The organism is Pantoea sp. EEL5 (assembly GCF_049892805.1).
GTDB lineage: Bacteria > Pseudomonadota > Gammaproteobacteria > Enterobacterales > Enterobacteriaceae > Pantoea > Pantoea ananatis.
The window spans coordinates 1,700,436-1,718,231 of sequence record NZ_JBNDNJ010000001.1; the positions used below are offsets into that span (position 1 = coordinate 1,700,436).

Below are 17,796 nucleotides of genomic sequence, written 5' to 3' on the forward strand. Positions count from 1 at the left end.
ATGTTAAAACGCTACTGCGTTAACCAACCCTTTTGCCATTCATTCAGTCCATGCTCTCGCAGATACCAGTCCTGATGGACCGCCGCGCGAAGTTGATCGCCCAGATGATAAGTGGCCTCCATGTCGCCTAAGTGCGAGCGGATAGCGCCCATCCAGTCTTTAAACCGGTTTTCAACCAGGGTCACAGGCAATCCACAGCGATAAGGCTCGATACTGGTCGCGATAATGGGCACGCCGCAGGTGCCAATCTCCAGCAGCCTAAGGTTACTTTTGCATTCATTAAACTGGTTGATTTCAAGAGGAACCAGCGCCAGATCCAGGTTGAGGCTGGCGAGTTTTTCTGGATACATCTCAAAAGGCACGCCTGGATGGAATTCGCAGTGAACGCCCCGGGGCTTCATCCCCATGAACACCCATTCAACCTTATCTTCCAGCTCCTTGATAATTGGCAATAAAATTTGCAGATCGCCCGTGTGCGTGCTGCCGCCTGCCCAGCCGATACGCACCTTACGCCCGACACCACGTTGACTCAATAAGTGCCCCCACTGTGCTTCCGCCAGTCGGTTTTGCGCGATCCGTATATCGGCGTGAAAGCGGCTGTAAGCCTCAGCCAGTGGCGCCGTGGAAACGACAACCCAGTCTGCGGACTCCATCACTTTGCGAAGATTTTTGACGATCTGCTGGGGAAAGTGGTTGCGGTTGCCATTTTTTAACGGCACGTTCAGCAGGAAATCATCATATTCCACCACGATCTTCGCGTCGCTGACGTCCCGATACTGCTTCATAATTGAAGGGAAGCGGCTTCCACTTAATGACTCCAGCAAAATGATGTCTGGTTGCAGAAGCGCCACTTCCATGACGCCGGGAATCTGCTGGGTCATACCGCCTTCTAACAGCAGATTACTTTCCAGCGCTTTAAATGGCTGGACGATACGGTGATTGCCACATCCCTGCCAGTCAACGTGATGCGCTAACACAACCGGCAAGGGGCGCCCCGGTAACGGCTGCTGGAAACGCGCCGTTCCTGCGCCAAGCGTGAACGCTTTACCTGCCCGCTGCATTTGTTGATTATTGCTGGGATCCCGCAAGAGCATCGATCGCCATTGGCTGCGAAGCTTGCTGTAATCGTGAAGAAAAGGTCTTTCCTGCACATGGAATTTTTCCGTCATCAGTCGGGTTGCTCCGCCCATATGACGAACGCGCGACCATGGTGTCCAGACGTTCAGGTAACCTTGCTGTAAAGCGCGTAGGCCCAGATCAACATCCGCGAAATACAGGGGATACTCTTGTTCAGCAAATCCACCCAGACTAAAAAAGACCGATTTGCGAACCATCATGCAAGATGCGCTTACCGCGGCCAGGTTGTGCTCAGTTTGCAGATAACGCTGGAAGCCTCTGGCTTCACCATCAACCCCATCCCAGGGGCTGTCTACACCATTCTGTACGCCGAGCAGATAGCCGCCATGCTGTATCCGGCCATCCTGATACTCCAGACGAGCGCCCGCCAAGGCAATTTCCGGACGCAAGGCATGTTCGAGCAGTGCATCAAGCCAGTCCGGATGGGTAATTTGGCAGTCGTTATTGAGAAACAGCAGTATGTCGCCTCGTGCCTGTTCCGCAGCACGATTATTTATGGCTGCAAAGTTGAACGGCGCGTCGTAGCGTAGGACCTTGATTTGTTCAATATTTAATTTTTCAAGATCGTTAAGAAATGCACACGCCTGTTCGTCCACTGACTGGTTATCAACAATCAGCAATTCATAATAGGGATAGCGCGTTTTCTCCATCAACGTATCAATACAGGTACGTAATAAGGCGGCGTGGTCGCGGGTGGGAATAATAATTGAAACCAGCGGTTTAGCATCCCAGTGATAACGCACCCGCATCGTGCCCAGATTCATCCCGGCGTCAAGTGATGCCGTGATCCCTAAACGTTGTAAATGTGCTTTAACAACGTCCTGATAGGCTGCGCTGTAATGGCTTTCCTCGAACCAGCGGCCGTTATCTTGACTGCTCTTTACCACCACTTCTGACAGATGACCAAGTGCACCCGGCCCTTGCTGTTCAATGCATTGCCAAAGCAGTTGATAAAGTCCGAGGGGATTCATTTCATCGGTGATCCCCCCTGCTGCCTGCGCCTTATGTTTGTCAAACATCAGCGTGCGGCCCACGTAAGGCGTGCTTCTTAACAGATCGATATTAGGCGCGGGTCGCAGTATGACGCCGGGTTCATTGTTTTCATCGTTAAAGCTCTCATCGCAATACCAGAAGGCGGTATCAGGATAGCGCAAACGGTGTTCAGCCATGAGCAACAAGGCATCCGGTAAAAGCTCATCTCCTGCCATGACAACAATAAATGCGGAAGGGGCGCTTGTGTCTTTGAGCAATTGGTTAAGTTCAGCCAGCCAGCCCTTTTCACATCGCGCAAAAGTTCCTTCATCTAAAACGACATCATCATCGCTTAATAAGCTTATTGTCGAGGGCGGCAGTGTTTGCTCCCTGACCGCAGCCAGAGAACGTTTGCAGTCAGCTGCGTTGCCTTTTTCATTAACGATGACGACGCCGATGTGACCATTTTCTGGAACGGCTCCAATAAACGAGAGTAATGCTGACCGACGGGCGTCCGTAATACGCCTCTCTTTAAGCCACTGCTCTATAGAATAGTTTTTGTCTACCCATGACAACACTGACTGGCCATGGAAACGCAAAGCGTGATGCGCGCGTTCATCCATAGACCATTTTTTGGCTACAAGTGGCAGGCTAATGATTTTGTCGATGGCACAAGACAGGTCCCACTGATTCCGGAAGCGGTCTTCATTTGCAAGCGTCCACTGCAGTGCATCCTTGAAGCCACGTTTGAGTAATTCAATCCATTCATCCGCATCAGGACAAAACTGCAGGTTAACGACAGTAAAATGTGATTTATCGAACTCACTAAAATTATGCTCGCCTAAATAGCCTTCAACATAATTTGTAGAGGCGAGAAACACAGGAATACCGAGGATGAGTGATTTCGCCACAATCTCATCACTACCGATAACGGCATCATAATTATTGAGCCACTCAGGCTCAATACGGCTAACAGGCTGGCTGCAATCAAACCATTCCAGGCTAATTGCTTGTGCTTTGAGCTGCTGCTGCAGTTCATACATTTCAGCAGAAATATCAGGCGCAAAATAAAGCACCTTTTTCAATTCTGTGCGAATCCTACGCTGCCCGAATGCATTGAATGCAGGGGAGAAAGTATAGGGTAAAACCTCTACCTGACCGGGTAGAAGGCCGTTCTGGAGTAATCGCTCAGAGATCGCCGGCGACAGGCTGAGAGAGAGTGAAGCAAGCTGATTCTCAAGCTCAACGCCCCATGGCATATAAACATCGTGATAGTCGTAAAAATGCCGGAAAATAACGGGCGCGGTTCTGGAAAATAACGCAACAGAAGACAGGAGTTTCTGGCTAAAAAAACCTTTGTAAACCAGGATAAGCCCATACTCATCGGCCAAAGTGCCCAGCTTTTCGCTGATGATGCGAAAGTCTGGATTCTGTCTGAGCCTTTCCAGTTCAAATGACACCGTCTTACCGTACGTACTGGTAACAACGTCAACCTGCCATCCTAAGGACAAAAAAACATCAATGATATCGAGCGCTTCATTAACGTGAATGGAAAAGTGCTCGAATCTGTCGATGCTAATTAAAAGCCTGCTCATCTGATATCCTCTGGTTGTGCATCAGCAAAATCTGCACGCACATAGATCACCCATATCAGACTATTGTAGAAGTGTAAGCGACTAACTTAGCGGGACATTAGCTACAGTAAACCGGGCTAATTAAAGCGATTAAGCAAAAAAACGCCCTCAGAAATGAGGGCGTTTTTATTAATACAGGTTTTGCGGCGATTAACGCAGCAGAGACAGCATGGTCTGTGGTACCTGGTTGGCCTGGGCCAGTACAGAAGAACCGGCCTGCTGCAGGATCTGCGCACGGGACATGTTCGACACTTCCGTTGCGTAATCCGCATCCTGGATACGGCTGCGGGCCGCGGTCAGGTTGGTTACGGTGTTGTTCAGGTTGCTGATGGTGGACTCAAAACGGTTCTGAGACGCACCCAGCAGGCTGCGCTGGTTATCGACTGCTTTAATGGCAGCATCAATATCGGCCAGCGGCGCACCATCAGTGCTGCCACCGCTTGTTACGGTACCGCTCAGTACGTCAAAGCCTTCTGCAGCGGTAGTACGGGCGTTGCCATTGATAGTCTGACCTGTAGTCTGAGACGTCGCACCAGAGGTATTGAACAGGTTGAAACCGTTACTTGCGCTGATGGTGATACCGATGGTTTCACCGTCTTTGGCGCCAACCTGGAAGTTGTAGGTGCTGCTGCCTGAACCGGTGTTCAGCACTTTGATGCCGTTGAAGTCGGTCTGCTTGGTAACGCGGTTGATCTCTTCCATACGCTGGTTAACTTCAGCCTGGATTGAGTCGATATCAGACGCTGAGTTAGAGCTGTTCTGTGCCTGAACGGTCAGGTCACGTACGCGCTGCAGGTTGTTGTTGACTTCGGTCAGCGCGCCTTCAGCGGTCTGTGACAGCGAGATACCGTCGTTGGCGTTACGGGCAGCAACGGTCAGGCCGTTGATGTTAGAGCTGAAGCGGTTGGCAATCGCCTGACCCGCTGCGTCATCTTTTGCACTGTTGATGCGCAGGCCGGAAGACAGGCGCTCAATCGCAGTACCCAGTGATGACTGAGATTTGGTCAGGTTATTCTGCGTAACCAGAGACAGGGTATTGGTATTAATAACTGCCATAATAATTATCCTTCATAAAAGAATTATAGGGTTCGGATTTGGCCTGCGGCTTCATCGCCTTCAATATTGTTATCGCCCTCCTGGCTTAAAACTTTATGCTTTAGTCTTTTTTTTTACCAAAGAGGACAACTGAAATTTGTTTACAAAAGGCTTCCCAGGTCAAGGTCGGGACGTACTGAAGCGTAAACTTACCGTATTCCTGGCAGCAGGCGCTCCCCTGCTCACTTTCCCCTGTATTAAAAAACGTTATTAAATAGGCGGTTATATTTTTTCGCCTATTTATTCCGTATTAAAACCTTTCACTTACTGGTTTTATTGAAAAGTGTCTCCGCTTTAATATGATGCCACCACCGAGACAAAATGTTATTTCTGCAATAAAGAAACATCGTGATATCTCAGTGCCTGTTCGGGCAACCTGTTTCAGCATTCCATCTTCAATAATCAACTCCCAGAAAGGCGTGATAATAACATTGCGTTAATAATTGCTATTCATCATCTCATGTCAAACCGCTTCCCTTTTAAAAGCCAGTCGGCCTGAACATGAACTGATATAACGCAAGATGTCATAGCCGTGCCTGCCAGAACCACTTTCAGGAACGAATCAGCATCAGGATATGCACCTGTTTTAGCCCAGGCCCTCAACGCAGCATATTTCTGTCTATTCCCTTACGTCAGCGTTCGATACTCAACGCTGTGAGCTGACCTGCCAGAGACTCACCGACGTGAAATGCCGTATGAATCCCTGTAACATTCAAGCAAGCGTTTCACTTTTTCACCCACAGCCATGAAGACATCATGTTTTCAGGCAATAAAAAAACGCCCTCATCACTGAGGGCGTTTTTATTAATACAGGTTTTGCGGCGATTAACGCAGCAGAGACAGCATGGTCTGTGGAACCTGGTTGGCCTGGGCCAGTACAGAAGAACCGGCCTGCTGCAGGATCTGCGCGCGGGACATGTTCGACACTTCCGTTGCGTAATCCGCATCCTGGATACGGCTGCGGGCCGCGGTCAGGTTGGTTACGGTGTTGTTCAGGTTGCTGATGGTGGACTCAAAACGGTTCTGAGACGCACCCAGCAGGCTGCGCTGGTTGTCGACCGCTTTGATCGCCTTATCGATATCGGCCAGCGGCGTGGTGCCTGCTGCAGTACCACCGGTACCACCGGTGACAGCACCTTTCAGCACGTCGAAACCGATCGCTGAAGTGGTACGCGCGTTGCCGTTTACAGTGTCGCCCGAGGTCATTGCGCGGGTGTTCTGGGTGGTGCCAGACTGACCGGCTGAGGCCAGGTCAAAACCGTCGCTTGCGCTGATGGTGATACCGATGGTTTCACCGTCTTTGGCGCCAACCTGGAAGTTGTAGGTGCTGCTGCCTGAACCGGTGTTCAGCACTTTGATGCCGTTGAAGTCGGTCTGCTTGGTGACGCGGTCGATTTCCTGCATACGCTGGTTAACTTCAGCCTGAATCGAGTCGATGTCAGACGCTGAGTTAGAGCTGTTCTGCGCCTGAACGGTCAGGTCACGTACGCGCTGCAGGTTGTTGTTGACTTCGGTCAGCGCGCCTTCAGCGGTCTGCGACAGAGAGATACCGTCGTTGGCGTTGCGGGCAGCAACGGTCAGGCCGTTGATGTTAGAGCTGAAGCGGTTAGCGATCGCTTCGCCGGCTGCATCGTCTTTTGCGCTGTTGATGCGCAGGCCGGAAGACAGGCGCTCAATCGCAGTACCCAGTGAAGACTGAGATTTGCTCAGGTTGTTCTGAGTAACCAGAGACAGGGTATTGGTATTAATAACTGCCATAATAATTATCCTTTATATAAAAATTACAGGGTTTGGATTCGGCCTGCGGCTTCATCACCTTCAATATTGTTATCGCCCGTCATGAGCAAAACTTTACGCAGGACACGGTTTTTTTTAATCGTCTGTTGGAAAACCTGTTGAGATGGAATCTCAGGCGTAGCTGAATAACCTCATCAGCAACATAAAGGCCATTGCGCTGTTTCGCATTGGGCTATGAATGCCCGACACAAAAAGCAATGGATGAGGGAAAAGCAAAACGGGAGCAAACACGTTTGAGAAGAATATTTATATGACACAAATGAAAAACGCCTTCATAACTGAAGGCGTTTTTGTTAATACAGGTTTTGCGGCGATTAACGCAGCAGAGACAGCATGGTCTGTGGTACCTGGTTGGCCTGGGCCAGTACAGAAGAGCCGGCCTGCTGCAGGATCTGCGCGCGGGACATGTTCGACACTTCCGTTGCGTAATCCGCATCCTGGATACGGCTGCGGGCCGCGGTCAGGTTGGTTACGGTGTTGTTCAGGTTGCTGATGGTGGACTCAAAACGGTTCTGAGACGCACCCAGCAGGCTGCGCTGGTTGTCGACCGCTTTGATCGCTTTATCAATGTCGGCCAGCGGCGTGGTGCCTGCTGCTGCACCACCGGTGCCACCGGTGACGGCACCTTTCAGCACGTCGAAACCGATTGCTGAAGTGGTACGCGCGTTGCCGTTTACAGTGTCGCCCGTGGTCATTGCGCGGGTGTTCTGGGTGGTACCAGACTGACCGGCTGAGGCCAGGTCAAAACCGTCGCTTGCGCTGATGGTGATACCGATGGTTTCACCGTCTTTGGCGCCAACCTGGAAGTTGTAGGTGCTGCTGCCTGAACCGGTGTTCAGCACTTTGATGCCGTTGAAGTCGGTCTGCTTGGTGACGCGGTCGATTTCCTGCATACGCTGGTTAACTTCAGCCTGAATCGAGTCGATGTCAGACGCTGAGTTAGAGCTGTTCTGCGCCTGAACGGTCAGGTCACGTACGCGCTGCAGGTTGTTGTTGACTTCGGTCAGCGCGCCTTCAGCGGTCTGTGACAGAGAGATACCGTCGTTGGCGTTACGGGCAGCAACGGTCAGACCGTTGATGTTAGAGCTGAAGCGGTTAGCGATCGCTTCACCGGCTGCATCGTCTTTCGCGCTGTTGATGCGCAGGCCGGAAGACAGACGCTCAATGGCAGTGCCCAGTGATGACTGAGATTTGCTCAGGTTGTTCTGAGTAACCAGAGACAGGGTATTGGTATTAATGACTGCCATGATGAATGTCCTTTAATAAGAAAGTCAGGGTCAGGTATTTGGCCTGCGGCTTTATCGCCTTCAATATTGTTATCGCCCGCTCTGGTTGAAACTTTAATTCTTCGTATCGTTTTTTTATTACTTTGCCGTAAAAACCTAAGTCTTTGCTGCTAAAGCGGACATCACTTCGTACAAAAAGAGCCTCAAAACGCTGTTCAATACCTTACCGCGCGCCTAAATCCGTTGAGGTTGTGATCAGCCTGCCGCGGCAATAAAAAAAACGCCCTCATTGCTGAGGGCGTTTTTATTAATACAGGTTTTGCGGCGATTAACGCAGCAGAGACAGCATGGTCTGTGGAACCTGGTTGGCCTGGGCCAGTACAGAAGAGCCTGCCTGCTGCAGGATCTGCGCGCGGGACATGTTCGACACTTCCGTTGCGTAATCCGCATCCTGGATACGGCTGCGGGCCGCGGTCAGGTTGGTTACGGTGTTGTTCAGGTTGCTGATGGTGGACTCAAAACGGTTCTGAGACGCACCCAGCAGGCTGCGCTGGTTGTCGACCGCTTTGATCGCTTTATCGATATCGGCCAGCGGCGTGGTGCCTGCTGCAGTACCACCAGTACCACCGGTGACAGCACCTTTCAGCACGTCGAAACCGATCGCTGAAGTGGTACGCGCGTTACCGTTTACGGTCTGGCCAGTCGTCACGCTGGTGTTCTGAGTAGTACCAGACTGACCGGCAGCGGCCAGGTCAAAACCGTCGCTAGCGCTGATGGTGATACCGATGGTTTCACCGTCTTTGGCACCAACCTGGAAGTTGTAGGTGCTGCTGCCTGAACCGGTGTTCAGCACTTTGATGCCGTTGAAGTCGGTCTGCTTGGTGACGCGGTCGATTTCCTGCATACGCTGGTTAACTTCAGCCTGAATCGAGTCGATGTCAGACGCTGAGTTAGAGCTGTTCTGCGCCTGAACGGTCAGGTCACGTACGCGCTGCAGGTTGTTGTTGACTTCGGTCAGCGCGCCTTCAGCGGTCTGCGACAGAGAGATACCGTCGTTGGCGTTGCGGGCAGCAACGGTCAGGCCGTTGATGTTAGACGTAAAGCGGTTAGCGATCGCTTCACCGGCTGCATCGTCTTTCGCGCTGTTGATGCGCAGGCCGGAAGACAGGCGCTCAATCGCAGTACCCAGTGAAGACTGAGATTTGCTCAGGTTGTTCTGAGTAACCAGAGACAGGGTGTTAGTGTTAATCACTGCCATGATGTTTTTCCTTTAAAAATTGAGCCAGATTAAGGCGTCTGAATTCGGTTTGCTCACCGACAACCTGATTATCGTCAGCCTCTGAGCAACCTTTAGGGAAAAATTTCAGGAATTTTCTGGCAGGCAAACCCGCGAAGACAATTAAAGAAGCGTTCTTTATTGGCGCATTAAATTTATCAAAAACAGGCTAATCTTTTGCCACTCGCTGCCGATACCCAATCTACTTAGCGTATAACCCGTAAAGGATTAACCCATGGCAAGTATAAGTTCACTCGGTGCTGGTACTAACCTCGATCTCAATACTCTGTACAATAGTCTGGAAACAGCTGAACAGACTAAGCTGACGCCAATTACTAAGCAACAGTCCTCTTACAATGCCCAGCTTACCGCCTGGGGCGTGGTGAAAACAGGCCTGTCAAAATTCCAGACCGCTGCTGCGGCATTGCAAAATGCATCGACTATTGCCGCCACTAAAGTGACCAGCACAAACACCGCGTTTACTGCCACGCTGGCGAGTAAAGCCTCCGCAGGTAACTATTCTGTAGAAGTGAGCCAGTTGGCCTCTTCTCAGTCCCTGCTGTCTAAAGCTGCCACCAGTAAAGATACCGATCTGGGCGATCAGAGCCTGGCTTCACGCACCATTACCATCTCGCAGTCCGGTCAAAAATCACCGCTAACCGTGACACTGACGAAGGATCAAACCAGCCTGGCTGATATTCGCGATGCGATTAATAAGCAGCAAGGCAGCGTAAACGCGAGCATCATTAAAGCCGATGATAATACCTATTATCTGTCCCTGACTGCGCGTGACAGCGGCACGGCGAATGCCATGACGGTAAGCTCAAATGATGGCAGTCTGTCGCAATATATTAATTACAGTCAGGGCGGCAGCAGTAACGCGATGACCGAACAGGTTGCCGCAAAAGATGCACAGTTAAAGATTAATGGCGTGTCCATCACACGCAGCAGCAATACCATTACTGATGCCCCCGAAGGCGTCACGCTCAACCTGACGAAAACCACCGCAGCGAATACGCCAGAAACCTTAACGGTGGCCACGGATAATCAGCCCATGACCGCGGCGATTCAGGCCTACGTTGATGCTTACAATTCGCTGCAGACCACGATCGGTAACCAAACGAAATATACTGCCGTTAAAGCGGGTGAGACGCAGAGTACGGGCAATGGGGATTTGTTAGGGGATAACACGCTGCGTAATATTCAGACCAGCCTGCGCAGTCAGTTATCCAGCGCACAGTCTGGCGGCAGCCTGACCACCCTGTCACAGCTGGGCATCACGCAGGATGTCAACGGCAAGCTGACCGTAGACAGCACTAAGCTGAACAACGCCCTGACCAATCAGCCAACAGATGTTCTGAACTTTTTGACGGGTGACGGTAAAACCACCGGTTTTGCAACCCAAACCAATAACAAGCTGACACAAATTCTGGCCAGCGACGGACAGGTACAAAATGCCACCAACGGCATTAATACGTCACTGAAAAAGCTGTCGGATCAATATGACAATGTGAACAGCCAAATCGCTGCAACGATGGCGCGTTATAAAACGCAGTTCACCAGCCTGTCAACGCTCGTCAGCTCTATGACGCAGACCGGCAACTATCTGACCCAGCAGTTCGCTAAACTATAACAGGAGTGGTAAGCATGTACGCTAAGTCCGGTACCCAGGCCTATGCCCAGGTCGGCGTGGAGAGCGCGGTGTTAAGCGCCAGCCCGCACCAGCTGGTTGTGATGCTGTTTGATGGCGCGCTGAGCGCCATGAAAAAAGCAGCTATCTTAATTGAGCAAGGCGATATCCCGGGTAAAGGAAACGCCTTATCTAAAGCCATTAATATCATCACTAATGGCTTACGTGCAGGCCTGAATCATGAAGTAGGCGGTGAGATTTCTGCCAACCTTGATAACCTGTATGAATATATGACCCGCCGTTTGTTACAGGCCAACCTCAATAATGACGTTGAAGCCATTGCGGAAGTCGAAGGCTTGCTGAATAACATCGCCGATGCCTGGAAACAGATTGGCCCTAACTATCAGCCACAGCAGGATACGTTTTAATGAGTCACCCACTCGCGCTGCTAAAAGAGTATCAGGAATTACTCACGCTCAGTAATGCTATGCTGGAAAATGCCAGACAAGGGCAATGGGAGGCATTACTGAGTTGTGAATCCACCTATGTTAGCAGCGTCGAGCGTGTGGCTCGTGATAACGATGCCGGTGTGCTTTCGGCGTTACAACGGGCACAGATTCGCCCCGTACTTGAGCAAATTCTCAATAACGAAACTACGCTGAAAACCTTATTAGGTGAGCGCATGCAAGAGCTGCGCTCTCTGGTCACGACGTCGACGCAGCAACAGAACATCATGACCTCTTACGGTAATATGGCAGGCAATATTCTTTATCCTAAAGAGCAGTAAAGCCCGGCTTTAGCGGGTGGAAACTATATTTTTAATTCACCCGCGTAATTTCTCCACTCTTATCCCATACTTCCAGTTCCCTCTCCTCTGACTGGAAACGCGTCATGCACAACCCAACCCTATTGCAGTTTTTCCACTGGTATTATCCCGATGGCAGCAAACTGTGGCCAGAAGTTACGGAAAAAGCCTCACTGCTCAATGATATAGGCATCAACATGGTATGGCTCCCCCCCTGTTATAAGGGTGAATCCGGTGGCTATTCGGTGGGTTATGACAGCTATGATTTGTTCGATTTAGGCGAGTTCGAACAAAAAGGCAGTAAAGCCACAAAATACGGTGATAAACAGCAATTACTGGATGCGGTAAATGCGTTACGCAGTCACGATATCGGCGTACTGCTGGATGTTGTGGTGAACCATAAAATGGGCGCTGACGAAAAAGAGCAGATTCGGGTCAATCGGGTTAATCCCGATAATCGCGATGAAATATACCCTGATGTTATAGAGTGTGAAGCCTGGACACGATTTAACTTCCCTGCCCGGGCAGGACAGTATTCTAAATTCATCTGGGACTATAAATGTTTCAGCGGTGTCGATCATATTGAAAACCCCGATGAAAATGGCGTTTTTAAGATCATCAACGATTACACCGCAGAGGGCTGGAACGACCAGGTAGACAGCGAGCTCGGTAATTTCGATTACCTGATGGGTGCCAATATTGACTTCCGTAATAATGCTGTGAGCGAAGAGCTTAAATACTGGGCGCGCTGGGTGATGGAACAGGTGCCCTGCACCGGATTCCGACTGGATGCCGTAAAACATATCCCGGCGTGGTTTTATAAAGCGTGGATCGACCACGTTCAGGAAGTCGCCAACGAACCTTTATTTATCGTGGCGGAATACTGGTCTTTTGAAACCGACAAACTTCAGGAATATATCCACCAGGTTGACGGCAAAACGATGCTCTTTGATGCACCCCTGCATATGAACTTTCATCAGGCCTCCAAAGCAGGCAGCGCCTACGACTTGAGCAAAATCTTTGATAACTCACTGGTTCTGGCCGATCCCTGGCATGCCGTAACCATCGTCGCAAACCACGATACGCAACCGTTACAGTCGCTGGAAGCCCCTGTTGAAGCCTGGTTTAAACCGCTCGCTTACGCGCTTATTCTGTTACGTGAGCAAGGTGTACCGACAGTGTTCTATCCCGATCTTTTCGGTGCCAGCTATCAGGATGAGGGCGGTGATGGCGACGTTCACCAGGTCGATATGGCCGTTATTCCTGAACTCGAAGGTCTGATCCGAGCCCGCCAGCTATTTGGCTGGGGCGCACAAACCGATTATTTCGATCATCCAAACTGTGTAGCCTTTAGCCGAAGCGGCACGGCGGAAAAGCCTGGTTGCGTGGTGATCATGTCAAACGGTGAGGCGGGAGAAAAACATATTGCGATGGGTGAAGGCTATGCCGGAAAAGTGTGGCGTGACTATCTTGGGCATAAGTCAGAGACCATTACCACCGATGATAATGGCAGCGCGCTGTTTAGCTGTAATGGTGGCAGCGTGAGCGTCTGGGTTGTTGAAGCATAAACAGAGGTTGCCAACGCCACCAGATTGACTGATTCACCCGTGTGACTATGCTGAGTGCGGTCTCTGGACCGCATTCAGCCAATTATTTTGCTAATGCCGGCCGCATAATTTCAGGCTCGATATTTTGAATAACGTCGGCATTAGGCTGTTTTGCCACTTCCTGCTCTGCTTTCTGGCATTCAACGGTCGGCTTTTCGACCTTGCGCAGGGTAAGACCATCGTATTCCAGCTCACCGTTATCGACGTCCAGCGTCATCACCCGCACCTGACGCGTCACATTGACATAATCGCCATTGAGTTGGGTCAGCTTGCCTGGTTTTGCAATGACACGCTGCCACTGGCGGCAATCCAGAGTGCTGCCATCGGCATTGACGATCAGACTGGCAATCGCCTTATCGCTAATCAGATCGCTTTGTGGCCCTACTGTCTGCCAGTTACCCTGCAAATTTGCCGGAGCAGGCGTTTGCACCGCACTCTCATAACTATTGATTTGTGCGCAGCCACTCAGCGCCAGAGTGGCAATCAGCATCCAGTTTTTCATTTTTTAATCCCTAAAATCCGGTCAATGGCGGCTACGTTATAATTTTTACGGTAAGGTGCGCAAGCTATCTGAATGCTGCCCTCAGCGTAAAACTGCATTTTCTGACGCTTTCATCGCGCACGGGCAACATTTATCAATATCAGCACCGCGAACTGACCGTTTTTCATCCTGCCCCGCTTAGCCTGACAAGCCAGACGCAACAGGCTACACTGTCGCCCTGCACTACCTATCAGGAAACCTGCAATGAAAACTCCAGAAGCTTATTACGCCGAGGCTCGCGCCCTGTTTTTTACCGCCCACGCGGATTTCCAGGCAGCATTAGACGAACTCACCGAGAGCGATGCCCGCGCCGCCAATATGTCACTGCGTGAACTACGTGAATGGCATGCTGAACGCATCTACGCGGCTTTTTTACGCCAGAAGAACCTTGATGGTATGATTTTCTCGATCCAGCTGGCTGAGCCGGATAAAGCCGTCGCTGCCGAGGCCATAGAACGTTATCTCAGATCGCATGCGGAATCACTGGGAATGAGCTGGGAAGAATTCTGTATTAAAAATGAACTGTAGTGAGCAGGTCTTAGCGGGACAATGAAAATACCGCTGATGTCATCGCCCTGTTAACCATCAGGATGGGTTCGCTGAGCCTCTCCTTTTTTCGGCGTCGCTGGCGACAGACAACACACTTATCGCCAGCGTTTGCCATTACTCTTCCTGCGCCATTTTGCCTCTCACTTCAACATACTTAGCGACGGCCAGCAGCCGGTTAATGTGAGTAAGCAGTAAATCAATATCCGACTGCATGAATTCAGATGATGAACGTGAAGCCGTCACTATCGCATCCTGAACCGTTTCGGAGATGGTTAATGCGTTATCTTGTTTCGCCTGGACCAATAAAGCTGCCACCAACAATGACTGTGCTTCTATCTGCGCAGTCAGTTCCTTAGCGTCGACATCCATTTTTGCTAGTTTGAGCAGAATATCTATAACCAATTGTCGCATTGCACTTCTCCTGGTGAGTGAGCGCACTTAGTGTTGTGAACGCACTCAGAGTAAACCAGATGACGGTGCTTTTCTACGCGACGCGGAAAAAACGAATTAAGATAAACATCAGCTTGATACTGTTTTTATTTACAGTAAAATGGCGAGGCGATTTTGCCCTTAAGGGATTGTTAACATGTTTGTAGAGTTAATTTACGATAAACGTAATGTCGCGGGCCTGCCAGGAGCGCGTGAGATGATTTTAGCAGAATTAGAGAAACGGGTGCATCGCGTGTTCCCTGACATCGAGGTTAAGGTCAAGCCTATGGAGCGGAATGCGATAGAGACCGATCTCAGTAAGAACGAGAAGGCGACAATAGCGCGCCTCGTGGAAGAGATGTTTGATGAAGCAGAATTCTGGCTGGTGGCTGATTAATCCGTTAATCGCCACCGCCTCAGTCAGCGGGGGATCGCTTAACTCTCCTGCTCGCTGTGGTTAATTTCGATTTCGATATCCTGAATGGCCGTCTCCAGATCTTCCAGTAACGTACCCTGTTTGTTCAGCAGCGCGTCAATGCGGGCTGCGTTTCCTTCATCTTTATACTCGCCGGCGTCAAAGGCTAACCAATGTGCAGAAAGCGTCTCAGTGTTCGTCTGTGCATAGTGACGCATTTCTTTCAGCTGAGATGCCACGTCACGCAGATAATCTGTTTTGCTTTTGGTTTCGATTGAATCAGTCATGCTGTGTTTCCTTATGGTTGTTTATCCAATGAAAATGTCGCCTGGAGATTTAAAGGTAGAACAATATAGCGACTTTGCATTAGGAATAATCGGAACTCACTAGCGTGAGTGACATGAGCGGAAGACGGTAGGATGAGTAAGCACCATAAAAGCAAAGCGTCAATGCGTAAGCTTAGTCGTTATCATTAAGGGTGCCCATTTTTGAGCGAGCCCCACTGATTGAGGGGAATTGTGACGGTCTGGTTTAGCTGGACTAGACTTAACAGACTCAAAAAGGAGCGAAGCATGCATACACATCACAGTAACGAACAGCGTAAACATGAGGGCGATGTCAGCAAAGGTTTACCCGAAGCGGCACCTAATGCAGGCAATGCCTATGAGGAAGACGATCATCCCGCTAAGGATGCACCTAAGGATCACGGGGAAGTCCCGAGAAAAAATGATGACAGTCAGGATGATAAAAAAGACCCTTTTAAAGCGTCCTGAGTGGTTTTATCGCGAGCATGTTCCGCGCCGGGGCATGCTTTTACCTGCTCAATCAATGCCTCATCATTAAAAAGCACGTCATCGAATACCCTATATTTACATCCGTATCGTCCCTGCAGTAACAGACCTGTATCATTTTTAACTTCGCCTGACGTAATCCTTATCGCCAGGAAATGCATGAAGAGTGAGGCATGCAATTTAGATTACAAAGCCAAAAAAAAGCGCAACGATGTGTTTGCATCCCGTTAGCATGCCATCACGCCTTTTTAAGTAAATACGGCTCGCCGTCACTCAGGATTGTTTATGAAGGTAGTCCACCAGCATTTCAAGATTAACCCGGTGAGGGCCATCTGGATAAAACACGCCCTGCGCCGGTCGGTTAGCATCAAATAACGCCTGCAAATCCAGATCGTCATCCAGTAACTGAATAGAGCCCTTGACCAGCTTATATGAAATCACCCTGCATGTGCCTTCAGGGATCTTGCTTAAAGAGTCAGAGCCTTGAACGTCAGAATAAATCTCATATTTAATCTGCCCCCCGCTATTTGAGTTAGCGAGCAGAGTTTGAATCAAGTATTTCATTTTAACCAAAGGATGGGTGAACAAGGATATTACATTAACGCGGAGCACTTTTTTTAAAAAGTTAAATCTTTTAATCAGATATTATTTCTTATAAACCTGCTCATTCTCACTTTATGCTGACAGGCCGTGCCTGGCTTACTGCTCACGCCCTGCCAGAGCTGCCTTCACAGCGGGATGAGGCAACATGTTCACAGCTTTACCTCTATAGCGCCACCCACATTAACACGGCGTTTTTATCGAAAGGAGTTTAAATAAACCAAGCCCATCTTTCATTCGTACCGCCGCGACCCTTCTTATTTATTATCGAAAAATATCTTTCTGTTCTCAGCGATGCCATCGGATTGAAACTGAAGCAAACCTTATATTGCTGTTCGAGACACCGCGGAAACACTCTTGAAAAATAGCTTGTAACTTAAATGAAAATTAAACAAAACCCTGTGAAGGATAATTATTTTCACTCAGGCGCGTTAATTCCAGTCAGGATAAAAATTCTTTTTTTGCGATAACACGGGTGATGTAAATAAAGGTTATCTCTTACGGAGGCAATAAATTTTAAGGCGTACGTTTGGCGGGTTGTCAGACGTGAGTTAACCGGCTTAGTGGCCAGTATAGGGGTCGGTCAGTCTGTTTTTATCGATTTACACTTTTGAATTTGTTCGCCAGTCAGCCGCGGCAAACTCCTTCACTGAGGGGTTATCAGGTGTATGACGGCGTGGATAAGGAATAAGGATAAGAAAAAGCAGCGCTGGATGCCCTATCACAGACACGCACTCTGCCCTGGCTCTACCACAACCCGAAGTCCACCTTGCACGAACCTGATATTCCCCCGTCAGTGACGTGACTACACCTGCATATTCATGATGTCGGTATAAGCCGAAACCAGCTTGTTCCTGACCTGAATCCCCATCTGCATTGAGATGGATGATTTCTGCAGATCGACCATAACATCATTCAGCGCGATCCCGGGCTTACCCATTTCGAAATCCTGCGCCTGGGTGCGTGCAGAAGTCTGCGTTTCGCTGATTTTATCCAGCGCGGCCTTCATGGTCGCACCGAAGTCGATATGGCTGGTGACGTCGTTACTCTTGTTGTTGGCCTGGAGCGACGTCATTTGTAACTGCTGTAAAACACCCTCGATTGCCTGCACTGACATGGCTGTTACCTCACTGAAAAGAGATGAAGATTTTTGATGTGCGGAGAAGTTAACACATTGTCAATAAGACAAAGCCCCTAAATGGCGCTAAAAACCGTGGCTTATTCACCCATCGAATTTTGCGTTTCATCAAATAATGCCAGGCATTGAAGTGGAAATTTTATTTATGCAGGTC

Annotated in this window: 17 protein-coding genes; 7 read left to right on the plus strand and 10 right to left on the minus strand. The window is 49.8% G+C overall.

What is annotated here, in order from left to right; genetic code table 11:
• Positions 1–11: 11 nt before the first annotated feature.
• The 5 genes from ACPXSQ_RS08095 to ACPXSQ_RS08115 all read right to left on the minus strand — a co-directional run bounded on the left by ACPXSQ_RS08095 (position 12) and on the right by ACPXSQ_RS08115 (position 9,119).
• Complete coding sequence (locus tag ACPXSQ_RS08095; protein WP_426143363.1) at positions 12–3,704, minus strand: glycosyltransferase; 3,693 nt, start codon at positions 3,702–3,704, stop codon at positions 12–14.
• 189 nt (positions 3,705–3,893) lie between these two features.
• Complete coding sequence (locus tag ACPXSQ_RS08100; RefSeq protein ID WP_014593938.1) at positions 3,894–4,799, minus strand: flagellin; 906 nt, start codon at positions 4,797–4,799, stop codon at positions 3,894–3,896.
• A gap of 864 nt (positions 4,800–5,663) precedes the next feature.
• Positions 5,664–6,596, minus strand: coding sequence for a flagellin (locus ACPXSQ_RS08105; protein ID WP_089517241.1), 933 nt, complete (start codon positions 6,594–6,596; stop codon positions 5,664–5,666).
• Between the two features lie 353 nt (positions 6,597–6,949).
• Positions 6,950–7,882 carry a flagellin gene (locus ACPXSQ_RS08110; protein ID WP_072138847.1) on the minus strand — a complete coding sequence of 311 codons (933 nt, stop codon included), beginning with the start codon at positions 7,880–7,882 and terminating at the stop codon, positions 6,950–6,952.
• Positions 7,883–8,189: 307 nt separating this feature from the next.
• Positions 8,190–9,119: a flagellin gene (locus ACPXSQ_RS08115; RefSeq protein ID WP_014593940.1), complete on the minus strand. Its 930-nt coding sequence runs from the start codon at positions 9,117–9,119 to the stop codon at positions 8,190–8,192.
• 253 nt (positions 9,120–9,372) lie between these two features.
• Between ACPXSQ_RS08115 and fliD the strand changes: the two genes are divergently transcribed.
• The 4 genes from fliD to amyA all read left to right on the plus strand — a co-directional run bounded on the left by fliD (position 9,373) and on the right by amyA (position 13,140).
• Positions 9,373–10,770: a flagellar filament capping protein FliD gene (gene fliD, locus ACPXSQ_RS08120; protein WP_014605570.1), complete on the plus strand. Its 1,398-nt coding sequence runs from the start codon at positions 9,373–9,375 to the stop codon at positions 10,768–10,770.
• 14 nt (positions 10,771–10,784) lie between these two features.
• Positions 10,785–11,195 carry a flagellar export chaperone FliS gene (fliS, locus tag ACPXSQ_RS08125; RefSeq protein ID WP_014605569.1) on the plus strand — a complete coding sequence of 137 codons (411 nt, stop codon included), beginning with the start codon at positions 10,785–10,787 and terminating at the stop codon, positions 11,193–11,195.
• A complete protein-coding gene (fliT, locus tag ACPXSQ_RS08130; RefSeq protein WP_013026163.1) occupies positions 11,195–11,554 on the plus strand; it encodes a flagellar protein FliT in 360 nt (119 codons plus the stop codon). Before fliS ends, fliT begins: the two co-directional genes overlap by 1 nt.
• Positions 11,555–11,658: 104 nt before the next feature.
• A complete protein-coding gene (amyA, locus tag ACPXSQ_RS08135) occupies positions 11,659–13,140 on the plus strand; it encodes an alpha-amylase (RefSeq protein ID WP_064373939.1) in 1,482 nt (493 codons plus the stop codon).
• A gap of 82 nt (positions 13,141–13,222) precedes the next feature.
• Here the strand turns inward: amyA and yedD are convergent, their stop codons facing one another.
• Positions 13,223–13,681, minus strand: a complete 459-nt coding sequence (gene yedD, locus ACPXSQ_RS08140) for a lipoprotein YedD (RefSeq protein ID WP_013026165.1) — start codon at positions 13,679–13,681, stop codon at positions 13,223–13,225.
• 243 nt (positions 13,682–13,924) lie between these two features.
• Between yedD and ACPXSQ_RS08145 the strand changes: the two genes are divergently transcribed.
• The gene (locus ACPXSQ_RS08145; protein WP_014605568.1) at positions 13,925–14,248 is read left to right on the plus strand and encodes a DUF6388 family protein; all 324 of its coding nucleotides are present in this window, start codon (positions 13,925–13,927) and stop codon (positions 14,246–14,248) included.
• A gap of 135 nt (positions 14,249–14,383) precedes the next feature.
• Here ACPXSQ_RS08145 and iraP read toward each other — a convergent pair whose 3' ends face one another.
• Positions 14,384–14,680: an anti-adapter protein IraP gene (iraP, locus tag ACPXSQ_RS08150; RefSeq protein WP_014605567.1), complete on the minus strand. Its 297-nt coding sequence runs from the start codon at positions 14,678–14,680 to the stop codon at positions 14,384–14,386.
• A 175-nt stretch (positions 14,681–14,855) separates the two neighbouring features.
• Between iraP and ACPXSQ_RS08155 the strand changes: the two genes are divergently transcribed.
• Positions 14,856–15,095, plus strand: coding sequence for a DinI-like family protein (locus tag ACPXSQ_RS08155; RefSeq protein WP_013026169.1), 240 nt, complete (start codon positions 14,856–14,858; stop codon positions 15,093–15,095).
• Positions 15,096–15,133: 38 nt separating this feature from the next.
• On the opposite strand, the gene ACPXSQ_RS08160 is transcribed toward ACPXSQ_RS08155, so the two are convergent.
• A complete protein-coding gene (locus ACPXSQ_RS08160; protein ID WP_013026170.1) occupies positions 15,134–15,400 on the minus strand; it encodes a hypothetical protein in 267 nt (88 codons plus the stop codon).
• Positions 15,401–15,685: 285 nt separating this feature from the next.
• On the opposite strand from ACPXSQ_RS08160, the gene ACPXSQ_RS08165 reads away from it, so the two are divergent.
• Positions 15,686–15,886 (plus strand): hypothetical protein, encoded by a 201-nt coding sequence (locus ACPXSQ_RS08165; RefSeq protein WP_013026171.1) that lies wholly within the window; start codon positions 15,686–15,688, stop codon positions 15,884–15,886.
• Between the two features lie 291 nt (positions 15,887–16,177).
• Here the strand turns inward: ACPXSQ_RS08165 and ACPXSQ_RS08170 are convergent, their stop codons facing one another.
• The gene (locus ACPXSQ_RS08170) at positions 16,178–16,345 is read right to left on the minus strand and encodes a hypothetical protein (RefSeq protein WP_019106601.1); all 168 of its coding nucleotides are present in this window, start codon (positions 16,343–16,345) and stop codon (positions 16,178–16,180) included.
• 964 nt (positions 16,346–17,309) lie between these two features.
• The gene (gene fliE / locus ACPXSQ_RS08175) at positions 17,310–17,621 is read right to left on the minus strand and encodes a flagellar hook-basal body complex protein FliE (protein ID WP_013026173.1); all 312 of its coding nucleotides are present in this window, start codon (positions 17,619–17,621) and stop codon (positions 17,310–17,312) included.
• Positions 17,622–17,796 lie beyond the last annotated feature (175 nt).

Excerpts from the sequence above, each read along its gene's own strand:
- ACPXSQ_RS08165 (WP_013026171.1), top strand. The coding sequence starts at position 15,686 with ATGCATACACATCACAGTAACGAACAGCGTAAACATGAGGGCGATGTC.
- fliS (WP_014605569.1), top strand. The coding sequence starts at position 10,785 with ATGTACGCTAAGTCCGGTACCCAGGCCTATGCCCAGGTCGGCGTGGAG.
- ACPXSQ_RS08095 (WP_426143363.1), bottom strand. The coding sequence starts at position 3,704 with ATGAGCAGGCTTTTAATTAGCATCGACAGATTCGAGCACTTTTCCATT.
- ACPXSQ_RS08100 (WP_014593938.1), bottom strand. The coding sequence starts at position 4,799 with ATGGCAGTTATTAATACCAATACCCTGTCTCTGGTTACGCAGAATAAC.
- ACPXSQ_RS08145 (WP_014605568.1), top strand. The coding sequence starts at position 13,925 with ATGAAAACTCCAGAAGCTTATTACGCCGAGGCTCGCGCCCTGTTTTTT.
- fliE (WP_013026173.1), bottom strand. The coding sequence starts at position 17,621 with ATGTCAGTGCAGGCAATCGAGGGTGTTTTACAGCAGTTACAAATGACG.
- yedD (WP_013026165.1), bottom strand. The coding sequence starts at position 13,681 with ATGAAAAACTGGATGCTGATTGCCACTCTGGCGCTGAGTGGCTGCGCA.
- fliD (WP_014605570.1), top strand. The coding sequence starts at position 9,373 with ATGGCAAGTATAAGTTCACTCGGTGCTGGTACTAACCTCGATCTCAAT.
- ACPXSQ_RS08155 (WP_013026169.1), top strand. The coding sequence starts at position 14,856 with ATGTTTGTAGAGTTAATTTACGATAAACGTAATGTCGCGGGCCTGCCA.
- ACPXSQ_RS08160 (WP_013026170.1), bottom strand. The coding sequence starts at position 15,400 with ATGACTGATTCAATCGAAACCAAAAGCAAAACAGATTATCTGCGTGAC.
- amyA (WP_064373939.1), top strand. The coding sequence starts at position 11,659 with ATGCACAACCCAACCCTATTGCAGTTTTTCCACTGGTATTATCCCGAT.
- ACPXSQ_RS08115 (WP_014593940.1), bottom strand. The coding sequence starts at position 9,119 with ATGGCAGTGATTAACACTAACACCCTGTCTCTGGTTACTCAGAACAAC.
- iraP (WP_014605567.1), bottom strand. The coding sequence starts at position 14,680 with ATGCGACAATTGGTTATAGATATTCTGCTCAAACTAGCAAAAATGGAT.
- ACPXSQ_RS08105 (WP_089517241.1), bottom strand. The coding sequence starts at position 6,596 with ATGGCAGTTATTAATACCAATACCCTGTCTCTGGTTACTCAGAACAAC.
- ACPXSQ_RS08110 (WP_072138847.1), bottom strand. The coding sequence starts at position 7,882 with ATGGCAGTCATTAATACCAATACCCTGTCTCTGGTTACTCAGAACAAC.
- fliT (WP_013026163.1), top strand. The coding sequence starts at position 11,195 with ATGAGTCACCCACTCGCGCTGCTAAAAGAGTATCAGGAATTACTCACG.